This is a genomic window from Leptospira kmetyi serovar Malaysia str. Bejo-Iso9 (assembly GCF_000243735.2).
In the GTDB taxonomy this organism is placed as follows: domain Bacteria; phylum Spirochaetota; class Leptospiria; order Leptospirales; family Leptospiraceae; genus Leptospira; species Leptospira kmetyi.
Window position 1 is genome coordinate 2868556 of sequence record NZ_AHMP02000003.1, and the last position, 18401, is coordinate 2886956.

General features: G+C 44.3%; 14 protein-coding genes and 2 pseudogenes. 9 read left to right on the forward strand and 7 right to left on the reverse strand.

Translation table 11 applies throughout. From position 1 onward, the window contains the following. Nucleotide 1: 1 nt before the first annotated feature. From LEP1GSC052_RS15850 to LEP1GSC052_RS21045, 4 genes and pseudogenes are all read right to left on the reverse strand, one after another. Nucleotides 2-589: an ATP-binding protein gene (locus LEP1GSC052_RS15850; RefSeq protein WP_010573272.1), complete on the reverse strand. Its 588-nt coding sequence runs from the start codon at nucleotides 587-589 to the stop codon at nucleotides 2-4. 72 nt (nucleotides 590-661) lie between these two features. Next, nucleotides 662-2224: a glutamate--tRNA ligase gene (gltX, locus tag LEP1GSC052_RS15855; protein ID WP_020986533.1), complete on the reverse strand. Its 1563-nt coding sequence runs from the start codon at nucleotides 2222-2224 to the stop codon at nucleotides 662-664. Further along, nucleotides 2221-3153, reverse strand: coding sequence for an LIC_13346 family putative lipoprotein (locus tag LEP1GSC052_RS15860; protein ID WP_040913647.1), 933 nt, complete (start codon nucleotides 3151-3153; stop codon nucleotides 2221-2223). Before LEP1GSC052_RS15860 ends, gltX begins: the two co-directional genes overlap by 4 nt. Beyond that, nucleotides 3098-3277, reverse strand: a pseudogene (locus LEP1GSC052_RS21045) (hypothetical protein); the annotation flags it as partial. The gene LEP1GSC052_RS15860 and the pseudogene LEP1GSC052_RS21045, both read right to left, overlap by 56 nt. 78 nt (nucleotides 3278-3355) lie before the next feature. Here LEP1GSC052_RS21045 and LEP1GSC052_RS15865 point away from each other — a divergent pair. Both LEP1GSC052_RS15865 and LEP1GSC052_RS15870 read left to right on the forward strand, forming a co-directional pair. Next, complete coding sequence (locus LEP1GSC052_RS15865; protein WP_010573269.1) at nucleotides 3356-4744, forward strand: DNA gyrase subunit A; 1389 nt, start codon at nucleotides 3356-3358, stop codon at nucleotides 4742-4744. Continuing rightward, nucleotides 4741-6876 carry a toprim domain-containing protein gene (locus tag LEP1GSC052_RS15870; protein WP_010573268.1) on the forward strand — a complete coding sequence of 712 codons (2136 nt, stop codon included), beginning with the start codon at nucleotides 4741-4743 and terminating at the stop codon, nucleotides 6874-6876. The genes LEP1GSC052_RS15865 and LEP1GSC052_RS15870 overlap by 4 nt, the downstream gene beginning before the upstream one ends. 238 nt (nucleotides 6877-7114) lie before the next feature. Here LEP1GSC052_RS15870 and LEP1GSC052_RS15875 read toward each other — a convergent pair whose 3' ends face one another. Next, nucleotides 7115-8461 (reverse strand): flavin monoamine oxidase family protein, encoded by a 1347-nt coding sequence (locus tag LEP1GSC052_RS15875; protein WP_020986844.1) that lies wholly within the window; start codon nucleotides 8459-8461, stop codon nucleotides 7115-7117. 475 nt (nucleotides 8462-8936) lie between these two features. On the opposite strand from LEP1GSC052_RS15875, the gene LEP1GSC052_RS15880 reads away from it, so the two are divergent. The 7 genes and pseudogenes from LEP1GSC052_RS15880 to LEP1GSC052_RS15910 form a co-directional block, all read left to right on the forward strand. Next, nucleotides 8937-9500 (forward strand): LIC13354 family exoprotein, encoded by a 564-nt coding sequence (locus LEP1GSC052_RS15880; protein WP_010573266.1) that lies wholly within the window; start codon nucleotides 8937-8939, stop codon nucleotides 9498-9500. 83 nt (nucleotides 9501-9583) lie between these two features. Then, nucleotides 9584-10399, forward strand: coding sequence for an LIC_13355 family lipoprotein (locus LEP1GSC052_RS15885; protein WP_010573265.1), 816 nt, complete (start codon nucleotides 9584-9586; stop codon nucleotides 10397-10399). A gap of 15 nt (nucleotides 10400-10414) precedes the next feature. Further along, on the forward strand, nucleotides 10415-11020 hold the full coding sequence (locus LEP1GSC052_RS15890; protein ID WP_010573264.1) for a DUF6580 family putative transport protein: 606 nt from the start codon (nucleotides 10415-10417) through the stop codon (nucleotides 11018-11020). After that, nucleotides 11017-12051 carry a nicotinate-nucleotide--dimethylbenzimidazole phosphoribosyltransferase gene (gene cobT, locus LEP1GSC052_RS15895; RefSeq protein ID WP_010573263.1) on the forward strand — a complete coding sequence of 345 codons (1035 nt, stop codon included), beginning with the start codon at nucleotides 11017-11019 and terminating at the stop codon, nucleotides 12049-12051. The genes LEP1GSC052_RS15890 and cobT overlap by 4 nt, the downstream gene beginning before the upstream one ends. Then, complete coding sequence (locus LEP1GSC052_RS15900; protein WP_040913081.1) at nucleotides 12048-12845, forward strand: adenosylcobinamide-GDP ribazoletransferase; 798 nt, start codon at nucleotides 12048-12050, stop codon at nucleotides 12843-12845. Before cobT ends, LEP1GSC052_RS15900 begins: the two co-directional genes overlap by 4 nt. Then, the gene (gene cobC / locus LEP1GSC052_RS15905; RefSeq protein ID WP_010573261.1) at nucleotides 12830-13417 is read left to right on the forward strand and encodes an alpha-ribazole phosphatase; all 588 of its coding nucleotides are present in this window, start codon (nucleotides 12830-12832) and stop codon (nucleotides 13415-13417) included. The genes LEP1GSC052_RS15900 and cobC overlap by 16 nt, the downstream gene beginning before the upstream one ends. A 153-nt stretch (nucleotides 13418-13570) precedes the next feature. Then, nucleotides 13571-14539: pseudogene (locus LEP1GSC052_RS15910) on the forward strand (vWA domain-containing protein); the annotation flags it as partial. Nucleotides 14540-14551: 12 nt separating this feature from the next. On the opposite strand, the gene LEP1GSC052_RS15915 reads toward LEP1GSC052_RS15910, so the two are convergent. Next, nucleotides 14552-16267, reverse strand: coding sequence for a mucoidy inhibitor MuiA family protein (locus LEP1GSC052_RS15915; RefSeq protein ID WP_020986025.1), 1716 nt, complete (start codon nucleotides 16265-16267; stop codon nucleotides 14552-14554). A 1-nt stretch (nucleotide 16268) separates the two neighbouring features. Further along, nucleotides 16269-18401: a DUF4139 domain-containing protein gene (locus LEP1GSC052_RS15920; protein ID WP_020985970.1), complete on the reverse strand. Its 2133-nt coding sequence runs from the start codon at nucleotides 18399-18401 to the stop codon at nucleotides 16269-16271.

Below are 18401 nucleotides of genomic sequence, written 5' to 3' on the forward strand. Positions count from 1 at the left end.
TTTAAGCTGTGTGTTTGGATGCGTCGAAACTGAGTTCGATGATGGAACCCTGGATGTTTTTTTCGTCCGGGTTCGAGGAGATTTTACCTTCTCCGCAGTGGTACATGATCTTAAACGTATCCATCAAGGATTGAATGATCTGAAGACCTCTTCCGATATTTCGGTGCGGGACCTGTGACCCTTTCCAGGGGAGAATTTCGGATTTCTTTTCTTGATGGTTTTTAACGCAGGTGAGATAGTCTTTGAGGTTCGATACTCGGATGTCGGCGGGGATACATTCCAACTTTTCGGATTTAAGTCCGGAACCGTAGTCCATGATCCACATCGTGAACTTACAATCCTTGATGACCCAACGACAGATGATCGTTTCGTCGGAGCTGACTTTCACGTTAGCCGAAATCGAGTTGGTGATCGCCTCGTCGGCGGCCAGTTCGATATTGAGAATGTCCTTGGATGAAAAACAATTCTCCGACAGGGAATTTCTAAGTGCGGATCGGAGTTCTTTGATACTGGTTAAGTCGGTCGGGAGAAACATGACGTACGATCCCCCGTTGTGTTTAACCAGTAATGACTCTTCGGAATCTCTCATTTCCGTTCCCGGGCCCGCCTTCCAGATTAACAGCCTAAAGCAGGCGATTTGAGCAAAATATACCGTTTTTTTTCAGGACGACAACGAAATTCCTGCTTCACCGGCAGTTTTTTCAATTCTCTGTAGGAGTTTTTCCTTCCCCAAAAGCGGAAATAGAATCGGTAACTCCAATCCAGCCGATTTTCCGGTGGTTGTGGCCCGGATCGGCATATAGAGTGTTTTTCCTTTTTGGCCGGTCGTTTCACCGACTTTGGACATTAAGTTCTTATAGTCCTCATCGGTTTTCGGATCGCTATTCTTCAGCATTCCGTAGAATTCTCGAACCACCTTGGGTCCGTCCCCGTCTTTCATAAATCCGGCCGCTTCGGGCGACTGAATCTTAAGATCGGTAACAAAGAATTCCGCGATGTAATCGGGAGCCTGAGTCAGGTTGTCCAGATATACTCTAACAGATTCGACGATAGAAGTAAGTACAGGGTTACTTACATTTTTTACGTCTGCGGGAATATCGTTTCTATCTTTGAGAAAAGGAAGAAGATTTTCTAATACTTTGGATATATTCAAATCCCGGATCGTTCGATTCGATAACCAATTCAGTTTGGATTTCGGGTTCATCGCTTCCGCGATTTGAGCGAGGTCAGAAAAGTTCGTCACAACCTCGTCTTCTGTTTTCGGTTTTTTGAATACGTCGAATGTCGAAGGCGATTTCGAACAACGATGAACGTCGAAGATTCTTTCGAGTTCGTCTCCGGGTAAGAATTCTCGTCCGTCCGAAGAAGTCCATCCGAGAAGCGCCATATAATTTCGAAACGTTTCGGGAAGATAACCCAAATCACGGAACGCAAGGATCGACGTCGCACCCGCACGTTTGGAAAGTTTTTTACCGTCCATCCCTACGATCTCGGAAGCGTGCGCAAACTCGGGAACCTCGTAGCCGAGCGCCTCGTATAACAAAATCTGTCTCGGAGTATTGGAAAGATGTCCCACTCCGCGGATGACGTGCGAGATCTTCATCAACGCGTCGTCGACTACGACCGCGTAGTTGTAAGACGGAAAACCGTCCGACTTCACGATGATAAAATCGCCGATCAACTTGGTTTCGAATTTTACTTTGCCTTGAATGATATCGTTGATGATGAGAGTTTTGGAAGGAGTTTTAAATCGAACCGAATACGGAATTCCTTGTTTGAGTTTTTCTTCCACTTCTTCGTCGGACATGTTCGCATGAAGACCGTCGTAGACGTACGGAACTCCCATCGCTTCGGCTTGTTTCTTTTTGGCCTCTAATTCTTCCTGAGTACAAAAACAACGATAGGCCTTTTTTTCCTTCAGAAGTTTTTCGGTGTATTCCTTATAAATTCCGAGACGTTGACTTTGAATGTAAGGACCGAATTCTCCACCGACCTCGGGACCCTCGTCCCAATGAACTCCCAACCATTTCAAAGATTCTAATATGATTTTGAAGGAATCTTCTGTGGATCTGTTTTGATCCGTGTCCTCGATTCTTAAGATGAACTTTCCGCCTTGGGACTTCGCGTATAGATAATTGAAAAGTGCGGTTCTCGCTCCGCCTACGTGTAAAAATCCGCTCGGAGACGGAGCAAATCGGGTGCGAACTTCTTTGCTTTGATTCATGGGGATTGGTTCTTCTCGTTGGAAATTCTTATGATAGGATAATTTTTGAAATTGGCCGTTGTGGTAAATGGTTTATTTGCGATCAGATCGTAAAATGAAACGGATTTTTTTCCTTCTTTCTTTCGAAGAGCGGATAAGTCGATCTCGGAAGGAAAATCCAAACAATAATATTCGACATAGGTTTCCGTTTTTCTTAGAGGAAGAATCGGTATCGACCCGGTCAATCCGATCGCCGGAGGATATTCGAGAGAATCGTAATCGTAATCTCGGGAAGAAGTTACGGTTCCGTTTGCGGATACGAATTCGGTTTGCATGATCTTCACCAAAATTCCGCGCAAGCTGTGTTTCCATTTGAGAATTCCGATTCCGGGAACGATTCTGGTTTCTTCGGTTTCTCTCAAACCTCCTTCGTCGGTAACGGAGAATTCTTTTTTAACGTCTTCGAAAACTTCCTTTTTGGGTTCGAAATTCAAAACATCCGGCAGGGATTTTACGTTCGAAACTTCGGAACGTTTTATAATAAATTTCGGGGAGAATTGAATTCTCCGCGGATCGTTCGGATTTTTTTCCATAGGTCCGATCCATTCCGAAACTTCAAAAAGAATTCTTTCCCGTTGTTCGGTCTTTCCGGATAACTCCAAGTATTTTAGAATTCCTTGAACCATCTCCTCCTTACCTTGGCGGTTTTTCCAAATCACGTAACGCGTTTGAAAGCTGGAAGATTCGTAGTATGGAGAAACGATCGGAGACGAAACGAAGAAAATTTGCGAAGCGTAGTTTTCGGAAACGGGTTTGGAAACTTTCCATAGAATCTCGTCGATGCTTCCGCAATGAAACAAAAGGAGGGAAAGAAAGAGTACAAAACTCGAAATTCTAATATTCTCGAATCGGAACGGAAATACTTGCAAATGTCTGAAAACGGTTTTCATTGAATTGTAGATCTTGATTTTCCAAAAAACCTGCAAGGAAAAAGCCAAAATTTAAACTTTCTTTACAAAAACGGGGGGTCTGATATGCAAAGTGGCCGAAAGCGGATTGTTCTAATCTTCGCTTTCAAAACACTGTATTTAAGCCAGTCAACTTTTTACATTTGACAGGATAGTCTTCTAGAATTTCGTTGGCCAAAACCGTATGAAGAATTCCAATCCACCAAAATCAAAAGAATCGTTTCCAAAACGACCTTTTGAAGATCAAGTCAATGACGATCAGAGAAAATATTCTCGCTATGTATGTGATTCTCGTGCGATTCCGCACGAAATCGACGGTCTGAAACCCGTCCAGAGAAGAATTCTCTGGGCAATGTGGAACTCCGACGCAAGAAACCGTTATACAAAAACCGTAAAAGTCGCAGGTCTTGCGATGGGATATCACCCTCACGGCGATAAATCCATTCAGGATGCGCTTTCGCAAATGGCTCAAGACTTCACTTTTGCTAATAATATTCCCTTAGTTTCGGGAGAAGGAACCTTCGGAGACGTTTTGGATCCGAGTGCGATCGCTTCTCCCCGTTATACCGAAGTTAAATTGTCCGACTTTGCAAAAGATTTGGGATTCTTTGAAAGTTTACCGGACATCGACTACGTTAAGAACTACGACGAAACCGAAGAAGAACCGATTCACTTTGTCGGAAAAGTTCCGATCGTTCTTTTGAATAACATCCAAGGGATCGCGACCGGATTCCGTTGTTTTATTCCGGGCCACAGACTTGCGGACATCGTTAAGTCTCAGATGAATTATCTCAAAACCAAAAAACCTCTTCCGTTGAAACCTTGGTATAAGGACTTCGGTGGAGAAGTGAAGATGGCGGAAACGGAAACGGGCAATATCACGATGTCCACTACGTTCGCGTTCAAATGGGAAGGTGATGTTCTTTATCTTACCGATTCTCCGATGAACTGGAACCGCGAGAAAGTGGTTTCGCTGCTCGACGATATTTTAGAGAGAAAGGATTCCTGGTTAAAGGATTACGTGGATTATTCCAGCCAGACTTTCAAGATCGAACTTCAGTATAAGAAGGGAGAAAAGCCGACTCAAAAAGAAATCATGGCTCTCTTCAATAAGGAAGACGTTCAGACCTTAGCGATGAACGTGATCACCTTCGACGGTAAACTGAAGAATTTTAAACCCGAGGAAATCATCAAACGTTTCTGCGATTTCCGTAAAACGCATTTGATCCGAAGATTCAAACGTCTTTCCGGTTTGGAAGAGGAGAAGATCGAAAGAAACTCCGAACTGATCCGTTTTATTAAAGAGAAATGGAACGAGAAAGTGATCGGAATCAAATCCAAAAAGGACTTCGAAGACAAACTCAAGGCTTCCAAGTTCAAATACTTCGAGTGGTTGTCCACGATTCCCGTGTATAGAATGACGATCGACGAAGTCCGTAAATGCGAAGAAGCGATCGTAGAAGCAAAAACGACCCTGGCCCGTTATCAGGGATTGGTCAAAGAGGATAAAAAATTGACCGATTACATGATCACAGAGTTGGACGAACTTCAAAACAAATGGGATAAAGTATGAGCGCCGATAAGAACAAAGTAAAAGAAAAAACGTCCCAAGAAAGAAATTTTAAAAAGTTATCCAACGTGGAACACGTTCGGATGAGAACCGGTATGTGGTTGGGACAAAACTCCGCTTCCACGTTCGAACAGCATTTCTTCCGCAAAAACAACGAAGGAAAATACGAAATCGTTCACGAGGAACTCGAAGACGTTCCCGCAAAACTGAAATGTTTGGACGAGGCTTGTATGAACGCGGTGGACGAATACCGCAAAAATCAAAAGGACAAAACGATTCCCGAAAAGGATAAGATGTCCAAGTTGATCATCCAACTTTCTTCCGATCGTAAATGTGTAACGATCACGGACAACGGACGCGGAATTCCGGCGGCCAACGCGGAAGGAGTTTATCTCCATTTGATGTATGGGGAGAATTTCGACGATCACGTAAAACAGGATCACGTCGCGGGTCAAAACGGAGTCGGGATTTCTCTCGTGAGAATGGTTTCCAACTACTTCAAAGTAAAAACCGTAAACAACGGAACTTCTTTCAAAAAACTTTTTACCGTTCACGACGACGTAAAAAAACAAATCCGTTCCTATAAACTTTCCAAGGAAGACACCGATCGTGTGTTTCTTTACTTCGACGAACACGGAAAGTTCACGGATTGTAATCTTCTTACCAAGGACCAGATCGACAAACTCGGACCTTTATTAAAGAAAACGAATATGCAGGAATTGATCGAAAAGGCTTCGAAAGAAGAACACGGAACCACCGTGGAATTCGAACTCAATCCTCAGTATTTCAACAAACTGGACATTTCGTTCAACGTGGATCTGATGAAACAGTATCTGCAGGACATCGCGATGACCAATCCGGGTCTGGAAGTTCAGTTCGTTTTTAAAGGAAAGAAGGAAAAGTATAAGTTTAAGAAAGGTCTGGACGAGATTTTTTCCCATTCCGATCTCGTTTACTACAAGATGGATTATTCCGCTCCGGGCTCCGCTTCTCAGTTGCATCTGGAAACTTACTTAGTCATCGGGCAAAATAAAAACCTGACTTGGGTGAATTCCATCTTCGCGCCGCAAGGCGGTTCGGCGATTGAATATCTGGAAAATAGAATCTGCGACGAGGTTCGTAAAAAAAGTCAGATCACAGCGCTTGAGAAAAAACTGAAAACAAGTTCGACTCGAAACGACGTAAGAAACTGTTTTCACATGTATGTCAACGCGAGACTTTTAAATCCTCGTTTTAAATCCCAGGATAAGTCTTATCTGATCAACGATTTGAACGAAGACATTCGTAACGCGGTCGATAAACATCTTGAAAAATTCATTAAGAAAACCGGACTTCTCGAAGAAATCAAACTTCAGATGGAAAAACGGACTCAGCTCAAAGCGTTTGAAGACGCGCAGAAAGGTCTTAAAAAAGCGAGCCGGATGAATATTCCTAAGCTTATGCCTCCGACCGGAAAACCGGGCGATCCCGGACGAGTGTTGTTCGTAGCGGAAGGGGATTCCGCGATCGCGGGTTTACGTCCTGCAAGAAATCCGAAACTGCACGGTCTGTTTCCTTTGCGCGGTAAACCTCTGAATTGCAAAGGAATGAGCATCGCAAAAGCCATCGCAAACGAAGAATTAAAAAACATCGTCGCGATCGTAGGTTTGCCTTTGGATCAAAAAGTGAAGTCGATCGACGAACTCAATTACGAAAAGATCAGCATCATCACGGATGCGGACTTCGACGGATATGCGATTCGTTCTTTGATGCTTTCCTTCTTTTACGAATATTGGCCCGAACTTTTCGAGTTGGGTTTTATTCATATTTCGAGCGCGCCCCTTTACGAAGTGGATGTGAAGTTCGGCGATAAGAAAAAGGAAACGGTATTCTGCATCGACGACAAGGATTACGATGAATTGATCAAACGCGTCGAAAAAAACGGCGGAGAAATTACTCGTAAAAAACGGAACAAAGGGCTCGGGGAAACCGGAAAAGAAGCTATGAAGTTCGCCGTCGAAGAATGTATGACCAAGATTACGATCGGGAACAAGAAAGAAGCTTCGAAAGTTCAAAGCCTTTGGTTCCACAAGGATTTTGCGGAACAAAGAAGGGACGCGATTTCCGAATACGCGATGAGCGTGATCGAGGATTGATTTTTTTACGATAGAATATTAAGAATAAAGAATATTCTTTTTTTTAAAAAGGGACTTCGGTCCCTTTTTTATTTTGTGGGAGTTCCTACAAAATGATGGGCAAAGGTTGAGTTGACATATTAAGAATTTTCTGATATAAGCAGATTTGCGGGAACGTTCCCACGAAGCCCGCCACCTCCACCCGATTCGGGTGGGGGCCCGGCGTTTCACGACGAATGTGTGAACTCCTACGACTCGATCAAACCTGATTCACCGCGCGGATCGCCGAAGTCAACGCGCCTTCCACGGTCCCGTTGATTTCGGCCGTATGTTCTCCCGCGAAGAAAATTCGATCCATCGGTTTTAAAAGGGATATGATGGATCCGTAACTTCCCGGTGGAAACGTCGCGATTCCCGATGGAACATATTTAGATTGAGAAACTTCACTGCTTTGAATTCTCAAAACCTGCAGATCTTTCTTTTGTCCCAGACGTTCGAGTGCGAGACGAATATATTCCACTTTCATAGCGTCCGTGGAAGAAGCCAATACGTCGTATCGATCTCCGGTGGAAATCATTCCTAAAATCTTATCTTCGGAGTTCGTCTTGGTTCCCGCGTCGTAGATAAAACCGGCGGCGGAATCCGAATAGGCCGAAAAATTCTCCCTCGACCAAGGAGCTTCTCGTAACATTAGAAAAGTCTTATAGATTCTGGAATAACGGATTCTAAGCGCGGACAATTTCTTTTCCTTGTCCAACTCCGGGTCCCACTGAATCGACGTTAGCTGGTTTGCGGGAAGCGTGGAAATACAAGCGTTTCCCTCGATTCTTTTTCCGGAAGCGGTCGTAACGGAAACCCTTCCTTCACCTTGAACTACGGATACGACCGGATCTGCGAAAATCGTTTCCGTATTTTCCAAGGAGAATACGAGAGCTTTTGCGAGCGCTTCCATTCCCCCTTCCAAACGTGTATTGTATTTCGGAAAGTTGACGAGATCCGAAAGAACTTTTTGAGCGGATAAAGAACGCAAAGAATCCCCGTAATATAAGGAATATTTAAAGTTCAATATGCTCAGATCTTCCGGAGTCATCCCCTGGTATATTAGAAAATTATAAAAACTGATTCTATCCAATTCCTGTTGTTGTGTGGAATTGATTTTGGAATTCATCTGAACGAGTTTGTTCAAAATCTCTTGGGATTTTGCGGATATGTCCCAGGTTCCGAACTTCTGATACGATCCGAAAAACAAATCCGATTGAACTTCGAAGTCGGTCGTCTTCAATCCCAATTCTCGGATTAAACTTCTCGCGGTTCTATGTTCCGCTTGAATCCATTCCGCTCCCAGATCCAAAAAGTTTCCGCTTCCGTCGGTCACCGTGCGGATTCTTCCTCCCAAACGATCGGTGGCTTCGATGAGTTTCACCTTGATTCCCGTTTTTCCCAAAAGGTAAGAAGCGTAAAGACCGGAAATTCCTCCACCCAGCACGATCACGGTCTTTTGCGGGGAAGAAGTCCCTTGAGCCGATAATTTCATTCCAGGAAGGCCGGAAATGCCCGTAGCGGTCAAAATTCCAAGTTTGATAAACTCCGATCTGCTTAGTTTCATTGAATTGTCCGATTTGAATTTGGGAAAGTTAGATTCCTTTCTTTATTTTCGGTCAAAATCTTGCGTTCTTGGAAAGAATTTGATCGGGTTCCGTCTGAAATCTGTCGCATTCGATTCTTAGAAAAACCCTTGCGCGGAAAAGGTTCCAATTTTCACCTGTCCATAAGCTTTCAGGGAGGAAGTTGGGTGAAATTCCCACGCTGACCCGCAACTGTGATTTCGATTCTCCGATGAGTTTCGAAAAGCCAGATCTTCCCCGCGAACAACGTCCTCGAGGTAGGGACAGTTCGAAACTCGCCTTTGCATGTTTTATGCGTCCGCGATGGGGTCCCGAAAGACGAACGTCGGGGGACCCGAGTGGAAAATTCAACTTCTACAATCCATTCGCATAGAAAGGATTCTAAATCGAATTCAATACATTCAAAATTTAGAATCTATTCTACCCTGACAAAGGAAAACTTTTGCAGGTAACAACATGAAACGTACAGCTCATTGGAAACTTTTAGCGGCAACCCTTCTGATTTTAGGAACGGTGAATTGTTTTGAAACGAAGAAGGAAGATAACAACGATCAGATCAATACGATCTTAGCGGTCGTCAACGCATCGAACTTACAAGTCGCCGGTAATTGGAGCGCATATAACGGAACTACTTCCTATGCGGGAGACGCATTCAACTCTGCGGGAACCGTTAAAACCGGAGAATATACGATCACAAATTATACGTTTAAACAAGTAAGCGGTTCTTCCACTTACGAAGCGAACATCGTAGAATACAACAACACAACACAAGTTATGTATGTTCAGTTTACCGTTCATCCTTTCGGAGCGGCGGGAAAATTTTCGGCTTATTATTGGAATCGTTTTTCGGATAATAAATTCTATCTTTGCGGCGATCTTACCGGAAATAAAAACACTTTGGACGCGATCAAAGCGAGCACGCAATCAAACGATAAAACGAACATGAACTCGGGTTGTTATACGAACAACACGTTCACTCCGGGAACGGGATTCGTTTGGAACCGTTTCGAATCTAGATAATCACATGAATATACGAGTAAGATAAAAGAAATTTTGTCTTACTCGTTTCGAGCAACTTTATGAAACATAAAATTTTCAGCAATATGCGAGTCCTTCTAATCCTCGTTCTTATTTTATCATTACCTTACTGTAAGGAAGAATCGAAAGACGATTCATCCTTGGCCGCCTTGCTCTTTTTAGTTCAAACGGGAAGTTCGAATAACGCTTCGAGACCTTGCAAGGATCGAATCGCGATCGATCAAATCGGCGTTTACAACGCGAAAGAAATCGTAAGCGCGCCCGCAAACACCGGAACCGGCTTTCAAGATTCCATTTGCGCGGTCGACGGCGTATTAGGGCTTGGAAGTGTGAACGGTTCTCTCGACGTTTTCACCTTGGATACGAACGGTGCAGGAGCCTCTTTGATCGTTGGTTGGAACGGAAAAAAAGCGCAGAATGTAACCGGGAACGATTTTATCGTTTTTGAAAATCCGTTTCAACAGGGCGGAAGTTCCACAACGGTTTTTCTCGAACCGGTCATCGTCGAAGTCGGGAACGATCAAACGAATTGGTGCGGATGGAATCCGACTTATACCGGAGGCGGTACTTTCTCCAATAATCCAGCGAGTTGGCTTCGATTTGCGGGACTTCGTTACGTGGACTACAATCAAATCACCAATCCGATGAACTCTACAACTTTGTTTGCTTCCGGCGGCGGAGACGGCTTCGATCTCGGCGATGCGAATTTCGGAAACTCCGGAACCGGTTGTAGCGGCGCTTTAAAAACGGAACTCCAAACGAACGGATTTCTTTACGTAAAGATGACTTCCGCAAAAGCGATTCTCACTTCTCTTCCGATTCCGGGCGCAAACGAAAATCCGGACATAGACGGAGTCATCGCAAAACAACTCGGTCCGTAATATTAGGAGAATGGAATGTTAAATCTCGATCGTATTTTTAAAAATCTGAAATCGAAACTCGCTGCCAACGATACGATTTCATCCATCGGAGTTATCTTGTCCGGAGTTTCCCGTTTTTTACCGCATCCGTCGAACTTCACTTCGGTTGGCGCGATGACAGTATACTCCGGAGCGAGAGTTCGAGGTTGGAAGGCCTTCGCCTATCCGTTGTTAATGCTTGTTGTTACCGATTTGATTCTTTCCAAGGTTCACGGTTACGATTGGTTTTACGAAGGTCTTCCAGTCGTTTATGCGGCTCACATGATCTGCGTGGCTTTGGGAAGAATTTTTCTCAAAGACAACACGAAGATGACGTCCGTGTTTCTTGTGGCTTTGGTCGCGAGTTTACAATTTTTTATTCTTTCCAATTTTTCGGTTTGGGCCTTCTCTTCCATCTATCCGAAAACTTCCGAAGGTTTATTGACTTGCTATATCGCGGCTATCCCCTATTTTGGTGGTACTCTGCTCGGTGACTTGATCTACACTCCGATTCTTTTCGGAATTTTGGATCGAGTCGAAATCAAAGTAAAAAAGAATTTTACGAACCCTATCGACGAGACGGAGAAGGAACTTTCTGTTTGAATCCGAATGAACTTCTTACCAAATTACAAAGCAAGATCGATCTAAAAACGAAACCTCCCGGTTCGCTGGGAACTTTGGAATCTCTTGCGCTTCAAATCGGTCTTGTTCAAAACACCGATTCTCCCCAACTTTCCGATCCTCATATTCTTGTTTTTGCCGGAGATCACGGTCTTGCCAACTCGGGTGTAAGCGCTTATCCGAAAGAAGTCACCTATCAAATGGTATTCAATTTTTTGAATGGAGGCGCGGCGATCAACGCGTTCTGCAAACAGAACTCGATCAAACTCAAGGTCGTGGACGCGGGGGTCGATTTCGCGTTTCCTCTCGATTCGGTTTCCATCAATCCTGATTTTATCGGCGCCAAGGTGGGATTCGGAACCAAGAATATTCTTATGGAACCCGCTATGACCAAGGAAGAATGTACCCAGGCCATAGAAAGAGGAGCTTGGGTTTCCACCGAATCCGTATCAAAGAATTGTAATGTAATCGGATTCGGAGAAATGGGAATCGGAAACACTTCCTCCGCGAGTCTGATCACCGCAAGCGTTCTGAACAAGGACCTCAAGGAAGTAACCGGAAGAGGAACCGGATTGAACGATCAGGGTTTTCAGAAAAAAATCGTGATCTTAGAGGAATGTCTTCGTAAATATCAAAATTCTATAAAGTCTCCTTTCGACGTTTTGCAAATCTTCGGAGGTTTCGAAATTGCGATGATGGTCGGCGCTATGATCGATTCCGCTAAGAAGGGAAGAATCATTCTGGTCGACGGATTTATAGCGACATCGGCGTTCTTAATCGCACAAAGAATGGAACCCGTCATCATCAAAAACGCGGTTTTTTGTCACAAGTCCGTAGAACCGGGGCACACATATCTATTAGAAGAATGGAATGCGAAACCCATTCTCGACTTGGGCCTTAGACTCGGCGAAGGAACCGGATGCGCCGTCGCGTTTCCGATTCTTTTGTCCGCCGTGACTTTTTTAAAGGACATGGCTTCTTTCGAATCCGCAAAAGTGGATCAGAAAATTTGAATATGATCCGAGAAGAGTGGAATCGATTCTGCGCTTCTTGGATGTTCAACACAAGACTTCCCGTTCCTCCGTTTTACGTTTATTCCGAAGCTTCCGTTTCGAGATCCTCGCGTTATTTTCCTTTGATCGGTTGGATCGTTTCCTCCGGCGCTTCTTTTTTCACATACTTTCTTTCCTGGATTTTGCCCGTCGAGATTTCCGTAATTCTCGGAATGATCGCAAGCGTTTTGATTACTGGTGGATTTCATGAGGACGGACTTGCGGACGTATGCGACGCGTTCGGCGGTGGATGGAGTAAGGAAAAAATTCTCGAGATCATGAAGGACAGTCGAATCGGAACCTTCGGATCCTTGGGATTAATTCTTTCTTTGGGCTTGAAATATCTTTTGCTCGTGAAGTTGTTTCAAATTTCTCCTTGGATTTTTTTATTCACATCCTGGTTCGCACATGCGGCGAGCCGATGGTTCGCTTTGGTTATGATGATGTTGATTCCTTACGCGAGGGACAACGATCTTTCCAAATCGAAACCGATGGTAAAGAAGTTGCCGTTGCCCGATTTTGTTCTTTCTGTATTCTTCGGATGTTTTCCCGCAGTTTACTTCGCGTTTCAGTATAAGGATCGATTGCCGAATATTCTTTTGGGATTTTTTCTTTGTATCGGATTCGTTCTCTACTTTCGAAATTATTTCAAAAAATGGATCGAAGGTTTTACGGGAGATTGTCTCGGGTTCACGCAACAAGGCGCCGAACTCCTTCTTTATTTGGGAATGATCGTTTCTTGGAACTTTATTTAATCCGACATACGACTCCGGACGTTCCGAAAGGAACCTGCTACGGAAGAATGGACGTTCCCTTACTTTCAAACCATCGATCCGAGTTCGATTCCGTTTTTGAAAAATTTGAAAACGTTCCTGAAAAAATCTACACAAGTCCGAGCTCCCGTTGTAAACTTCTCGCCGAATTCTTAATCGAAAAAAGTCCGAAATCTACATTAGAATATTCAAATTCTTTGATGGAGCTGAACTTCGGAACCTGGGAAGGAAAACTATGGTCTTCGATTTCCGAAGAGGAATCCGGCTTTTGGACAAAAGACTTCGTAAACGAAAGAACTCCGGGCGGTGAAAGTTATTTTGAAATGTTCGGAAGGGTTTCCGAGTTTTTGGACGGAATTTTAAAATCGAACGAAGACGGCAAAATCGGAATCGTGACCCACGCGGGAGTGATTCGAATCGTTCTTTGTAAACTTTTGGAAATTCCCTTGGAACGAGCTTTTTCTTTCGAGTTGAACTACGGTTCCTTGAATAAGATTCAAATCCAAAAGAATGGGACAGAATTTTTTTCCAAATTGATTTTTTGGAATCTTTGATACGGCCTAAGCGCTATAGTTTTTACGCGAATTTCCGATAGAATTCTTAACATGCGATTTTTTGCTCAGTCTCTTTTTATTCGGATTCAAAGGATCGCATATACGTTCGCGTTGACCTTGTTTTTCTTATCCTCCGCGACCGAAGTCTTATCCGAAAACGCGGAACGATCCAAACTGTTCATCATAGACGCTTCGGGATCGATGAACGAATATTTAGGAATTTATCAGAAAATCCATCTCGCGAAAAAACACGTTAGCCGTTACATCTCCACTCTTCCTTCGGAAACGGACGTCGGATTTATGGCGTACGGAAATCGGGTTCCCGGTTGTTCCTCTTCCCGGTTGTATCAACCCTTGGAAGCGGGCAATCACGACGCTTTTAAAAATCGTCTTTTCGGTTTAACACCTTCCGGCGCGACCCCGCTCGCGGAATCGATTCGAATCGCCGGAACGTTGATCTCTCAAAGAAAAAAAGAAACGGAAATCATTCTCGTAACGGACGGGGTGGAAAGTTGTTACGGAGATCCCAAAAAGGAACTTCAAGTTCTTAAACAAAAAGGAATTCCGTTTAAATTTCATATCTTCGGCCTCGGTTTAAAAGCGAACGAAGAACAACAGATGAAAATTCTTACGGAAGAAGGAAACGGAAAGTATTTCGGAATCGAAGACGATTCTTCCTTTTACACCGCGCTCGATTCCCTGAAAACCCAATCGGAAACTGCGGTCAAAGAACCGCAGAGGAACACGATTCCGACTACAAAACCTAACAACGATTTAATGGTTTGGTTTGAAAAAATTCATCGAAACCGCGAATCCGATTCCAAGGTTTTATATACGATCGACTTCGGCTTCAAAACCAAAAACAATCCTACGAATTGCGTTATCTTCAACGTAAAACGAAATACGGAATCTTCTTCCGGTCAAAGTTTGGGTCCGAAAAGAATCTCTTCGCCCGAGAATTTAATCCTAAGCAAAAGCGTTTGTTTCGATCTTCCGGAAGGTAAGGGATCGATTGCGATCGAAATTCCGGCGCAATCTTCGTTAACCGGAATTCTTGAGTTGTGGGACATGACCGGAGTTCCGTCCGCGCTCGGGCTTTCCGAGGAAGAGGAACTCCGTTAAGAACGTTAGACGTCACAGATGTAGATCGAATTCCGCCGGAAAACTGACCTTATACTTCAGTCTGATTTCCTTTTTTTGATTCGGTTTTAGATCCAATTTCCATTCGAGAATTCCGGAATCCTTTCTAACTTCCGCGTAACCCTGAGTCGTTTCCGAATCGATCGTAATTTTCACGCTTTCCACGCCCGAAACCGGAATCGATTCCTGAAACGAAATCGATCTGGATTCTTTTCCGAAATTTTCAAGCTCCACTCGAATCAATTTTTCGATCACCTTCGTTCCCGAAAGAAGACCTTCTTTGGTTTGATTCGATTCTTTTCTATAGATCGCGCGGATTTCGTTTTCGGATCCGAAAGATATATCCGCTTTTTCGCCCGGACTTACATAACCGAAGCTGGATGTTCCCACCATACCCGCTTGGCGAAACACCGCCGCCTCTCCCGGAAGAAGCGGAAATCCGGAAAGATTTTTAAAACTTCCTTTAATGAGCGGATAACGTTTCAACGCGGGAACATACAATGCAGTAAACGCCGCGTCCGTCGAGAACGAAGCGAGCGATAATTTTTTGGATTCTTTTCTGGATAGAAGAGTCACCGGTTTCGAATAACGAAACAAAAATCCGCTACCCGATTCTTCGCTACTTCCCGTGGTCGGATCGGTTCCCGCTTCGGGTGATTCCACTTCGGGAGCGATGTTCGCTTCTCCCGCGGTCGAACTTTGATTTTGTACGGCGACCAGCCCGTCTTTGTTCGTTTGTTTTTTCTGATCGTATAACTTTTGACTGGAAAGACGGGGTCTTCTTCCGCTTACGTCGGGGCTGGAAGTAGATAATAAAAGATTAATATTGTTCCAATCTTCTCCGCTTTCCTGATTGATCTCCGCGAGATATTCGAGTTCGATCTTCTCCCTTCCGTCCATGCGCACCGAATAGAAAGGTTTCCAAGAAACTCCGCCGGATTGATACGTAAGATTCAGCTTGGCTTCTTTTTTTTCCGCGCCGTTGAAACTGATCAGAACCTTCGTGATTCGAGAGGATTTTTCGGACAAGGAAAGAATCACGCCGAGTTTATCCCTGAGTTCGGAAAGTTTTTTCCGAAGATCCCGAATCGAACGTGTGACTTCCTGATTGGAATTCAATGCGTTCTGAATGGCCTGACGATTTCCGGAAAGGGATTGAAACCATTTTTTGGAATCGGCCTCGTTCTTTTTATAGAAAAGATTTTTGGAAATCATTTCCGAAAGTTTGAGTCTCGTATCCACGAGAATTTTTTTCAGATTCTTCAGGTTCGAATCCTTTCCTTCGTAACCTTCGATTTCCTTTTCCAAAACCCGGATTTTCTTTTGAAGATCCAACGCCTCTTCGTTGTGAATGATCGCGCCGGTTTCGATCCAAGTGCTCGAACCGACTACGGACGCCCCGGGCGCTTCCACGGATGCGACGAGGGATTCGTCCTGAAGCGCAACGGGAAGATTTCGAATGAGAAGTTCGTTGAGTCCCGGTTCCAAATTGATTCTTCCGCTTCTCAAAACTCCGGCGGAAGATTCGTATAAGGTTACGTCTTGAACCTTGAGTTCCACTTCTCTTGCGTTTAAGGGGAAAAATAAAAATCCGATCGCAAGAAAGAATAAAAATCCTGCGATTTCCTTCCCCGATTTCGCCTTGCGATCCTCAAACCTAAAAGCAAAAACTTTAAACATAGAGAATATTCCAAAATTTGAATTTTTCATCTTAGTATCCTCCGGAACCCGGGGTTCTAATCAGACGATTGTCGGCCGGATGACTTACTGAATATTCAAATTCTATAATTCTTTTTCCGCCGGGAGGAAGTTCCATCTTGTAAGTCAAAATTCCTTCCTCGTTTTTAGTCGGAACGTCCTTACCGAAATCGAATTTGATTTCCACGCTGTCGTCCACGGTGTAAGGAACGCGATCGATCAAAGTGACCGCCGCGCTTCTTTTTTTGCGGTTTTTGATTTCTATGCTGACCTTGTATTTGATCTTTGTTCGGGACGAAATCACGCCTTCCTTTTGTTCAAAGGATGTCTCGCGTCGATTTACGAGAATGTCCCGATCCTGACCGAGTTCCATTCGAATCGCTTCTCCGGGCTTGCTTACGCTGAGAACCGTGTTGCCCAAAAGCGTATTACCCGAAAAAACTTCCATCGGTCCTGCGAGCAAGGGTTCCCCTTCCGAGTTCGACGCTTCGACGGTAAGATACGCGCCCGGACCTGCGAGCGGAGAAGTGGAATAACCCGGCGTTAAGGATAAGTTTTTCTTCTTTAGAAAAACCTTATTGAGAGAACGATCCGAAGGAATCGTTTCCGAAATTCCGGAAGCGTACTGATAATCAAAACCTTCCAAAGGAGAAGGAGGAATCAAACCTCCCGGAACTTTTTGAGAAGAAAGAATCAGACTTCCTTTACGAAGTAATTCTTCCGTATACGTTTCGATCGAGTTCAATTCTTTACGGGAAAAATCCGAAAGTTGTGAGAATTTTTTCAGAGCTTCCTGTCCGTAGTAATTCGCCTGATCGTATTGTCCGCTGTTGAAGTTGTATTGCTGATTCGCGAGATCGTTCTTCAGTTGATTGAGATTGTCTTCGGTTCTAAGAGAATTCGCCCGGTTGGAATAATTTTGCTGAATGATCTGACGCGATTGTTCCATCGGAGCCGGCGCATTCTTTGCAGGTGCGTTACTCTGCGCGTAACCGTCCGATTTCGAAGCGGCGCGTTTGCTGATTTTTCCCGAGACCTTATATTCCTCTTTTTTCTTTTCCCTCGCGGCTCCAGCGGAAGGAGACGGCGCTTCGTCTCTCGCTTCAAAAGCGACGCTTTCTTCGTTGTCGTTGTACGCTTGTTGTTTCATGTCTTCGACGGAAGACTGAGTTTGAATTCTCCATTCTCTTACGATCGGAAGATCGATGTCCAAGTCCGGATTGGAAGCGGTGAAAAAAAGTTTTACCTTATCCCAATCTTCACCCGTATCGTTTCGAACGAGGGCGAACCAACTGAGATCTCCGCTTCTGGATTCATCCGTTAGTTGAAGAGAATATCTCGGAAACCAACTCGCACCCGGAATCAAATACTTATATTCGATCAACGTTTCGGAATCGTCCGATGTTTCCGTTTCGAGATAAATTTCCTTTTTCTGTTTCGCTTCGAGTCTTCCGAGATGATCCAAACGCGCGTCCGCGACCAGACCTTCTTCACGAACCTGATCGAGCGCTTCGAGTTTTTTCTGACGGATCAAAGACAACTGATTGAGATGTTCCTGATATTGTTTTTGAAAACCGGATAAGAATTCCGGATCGGCGATCTCCTCTTGCGGAGCCGGATCCTTTTTGATCGTTGGAGAAATTTTTACGATCGTCTTTTCCTCTTCGATCAATTCCTGAATTTCGGAACTCAAAAGTTCTATCTGATCGTTGAGGGCTTCTTGTCGCTTTAGCAAGGAGGCGATTTCCTTCGTTCTCGCCTTTCTTTCCACGCGGATTCTTGCTCGAATTCCACGGATCTTGATCTTCTTGGAAGAATCCGGAAAACGAACCGATATCGTTCTTTCCGAAACGTGATCGGGAATCTCACCGAGATAAATTTCGGAACTTCCCGCTTTGATCTTGGTTCTTAGATTTCTCGTAACATAAGCGAAGCTCGAATACAAAACGACGGATTGAATTCGGGAAGAATCGACTTTTTCCGGCGTGGTGGCCGCGATTCGTTCGCCTACGGACCGTTCGTCGGTTTCCGCGGAATCGCTCTCGTCCTGACCTTTAACGGCCGGAGCCGTTAAAATCAAAAAGATAAGGATCAAAATTGGAAATAATTTTTTTTCAATCCGCAACGTTTGAAAGGATTGTCGCAT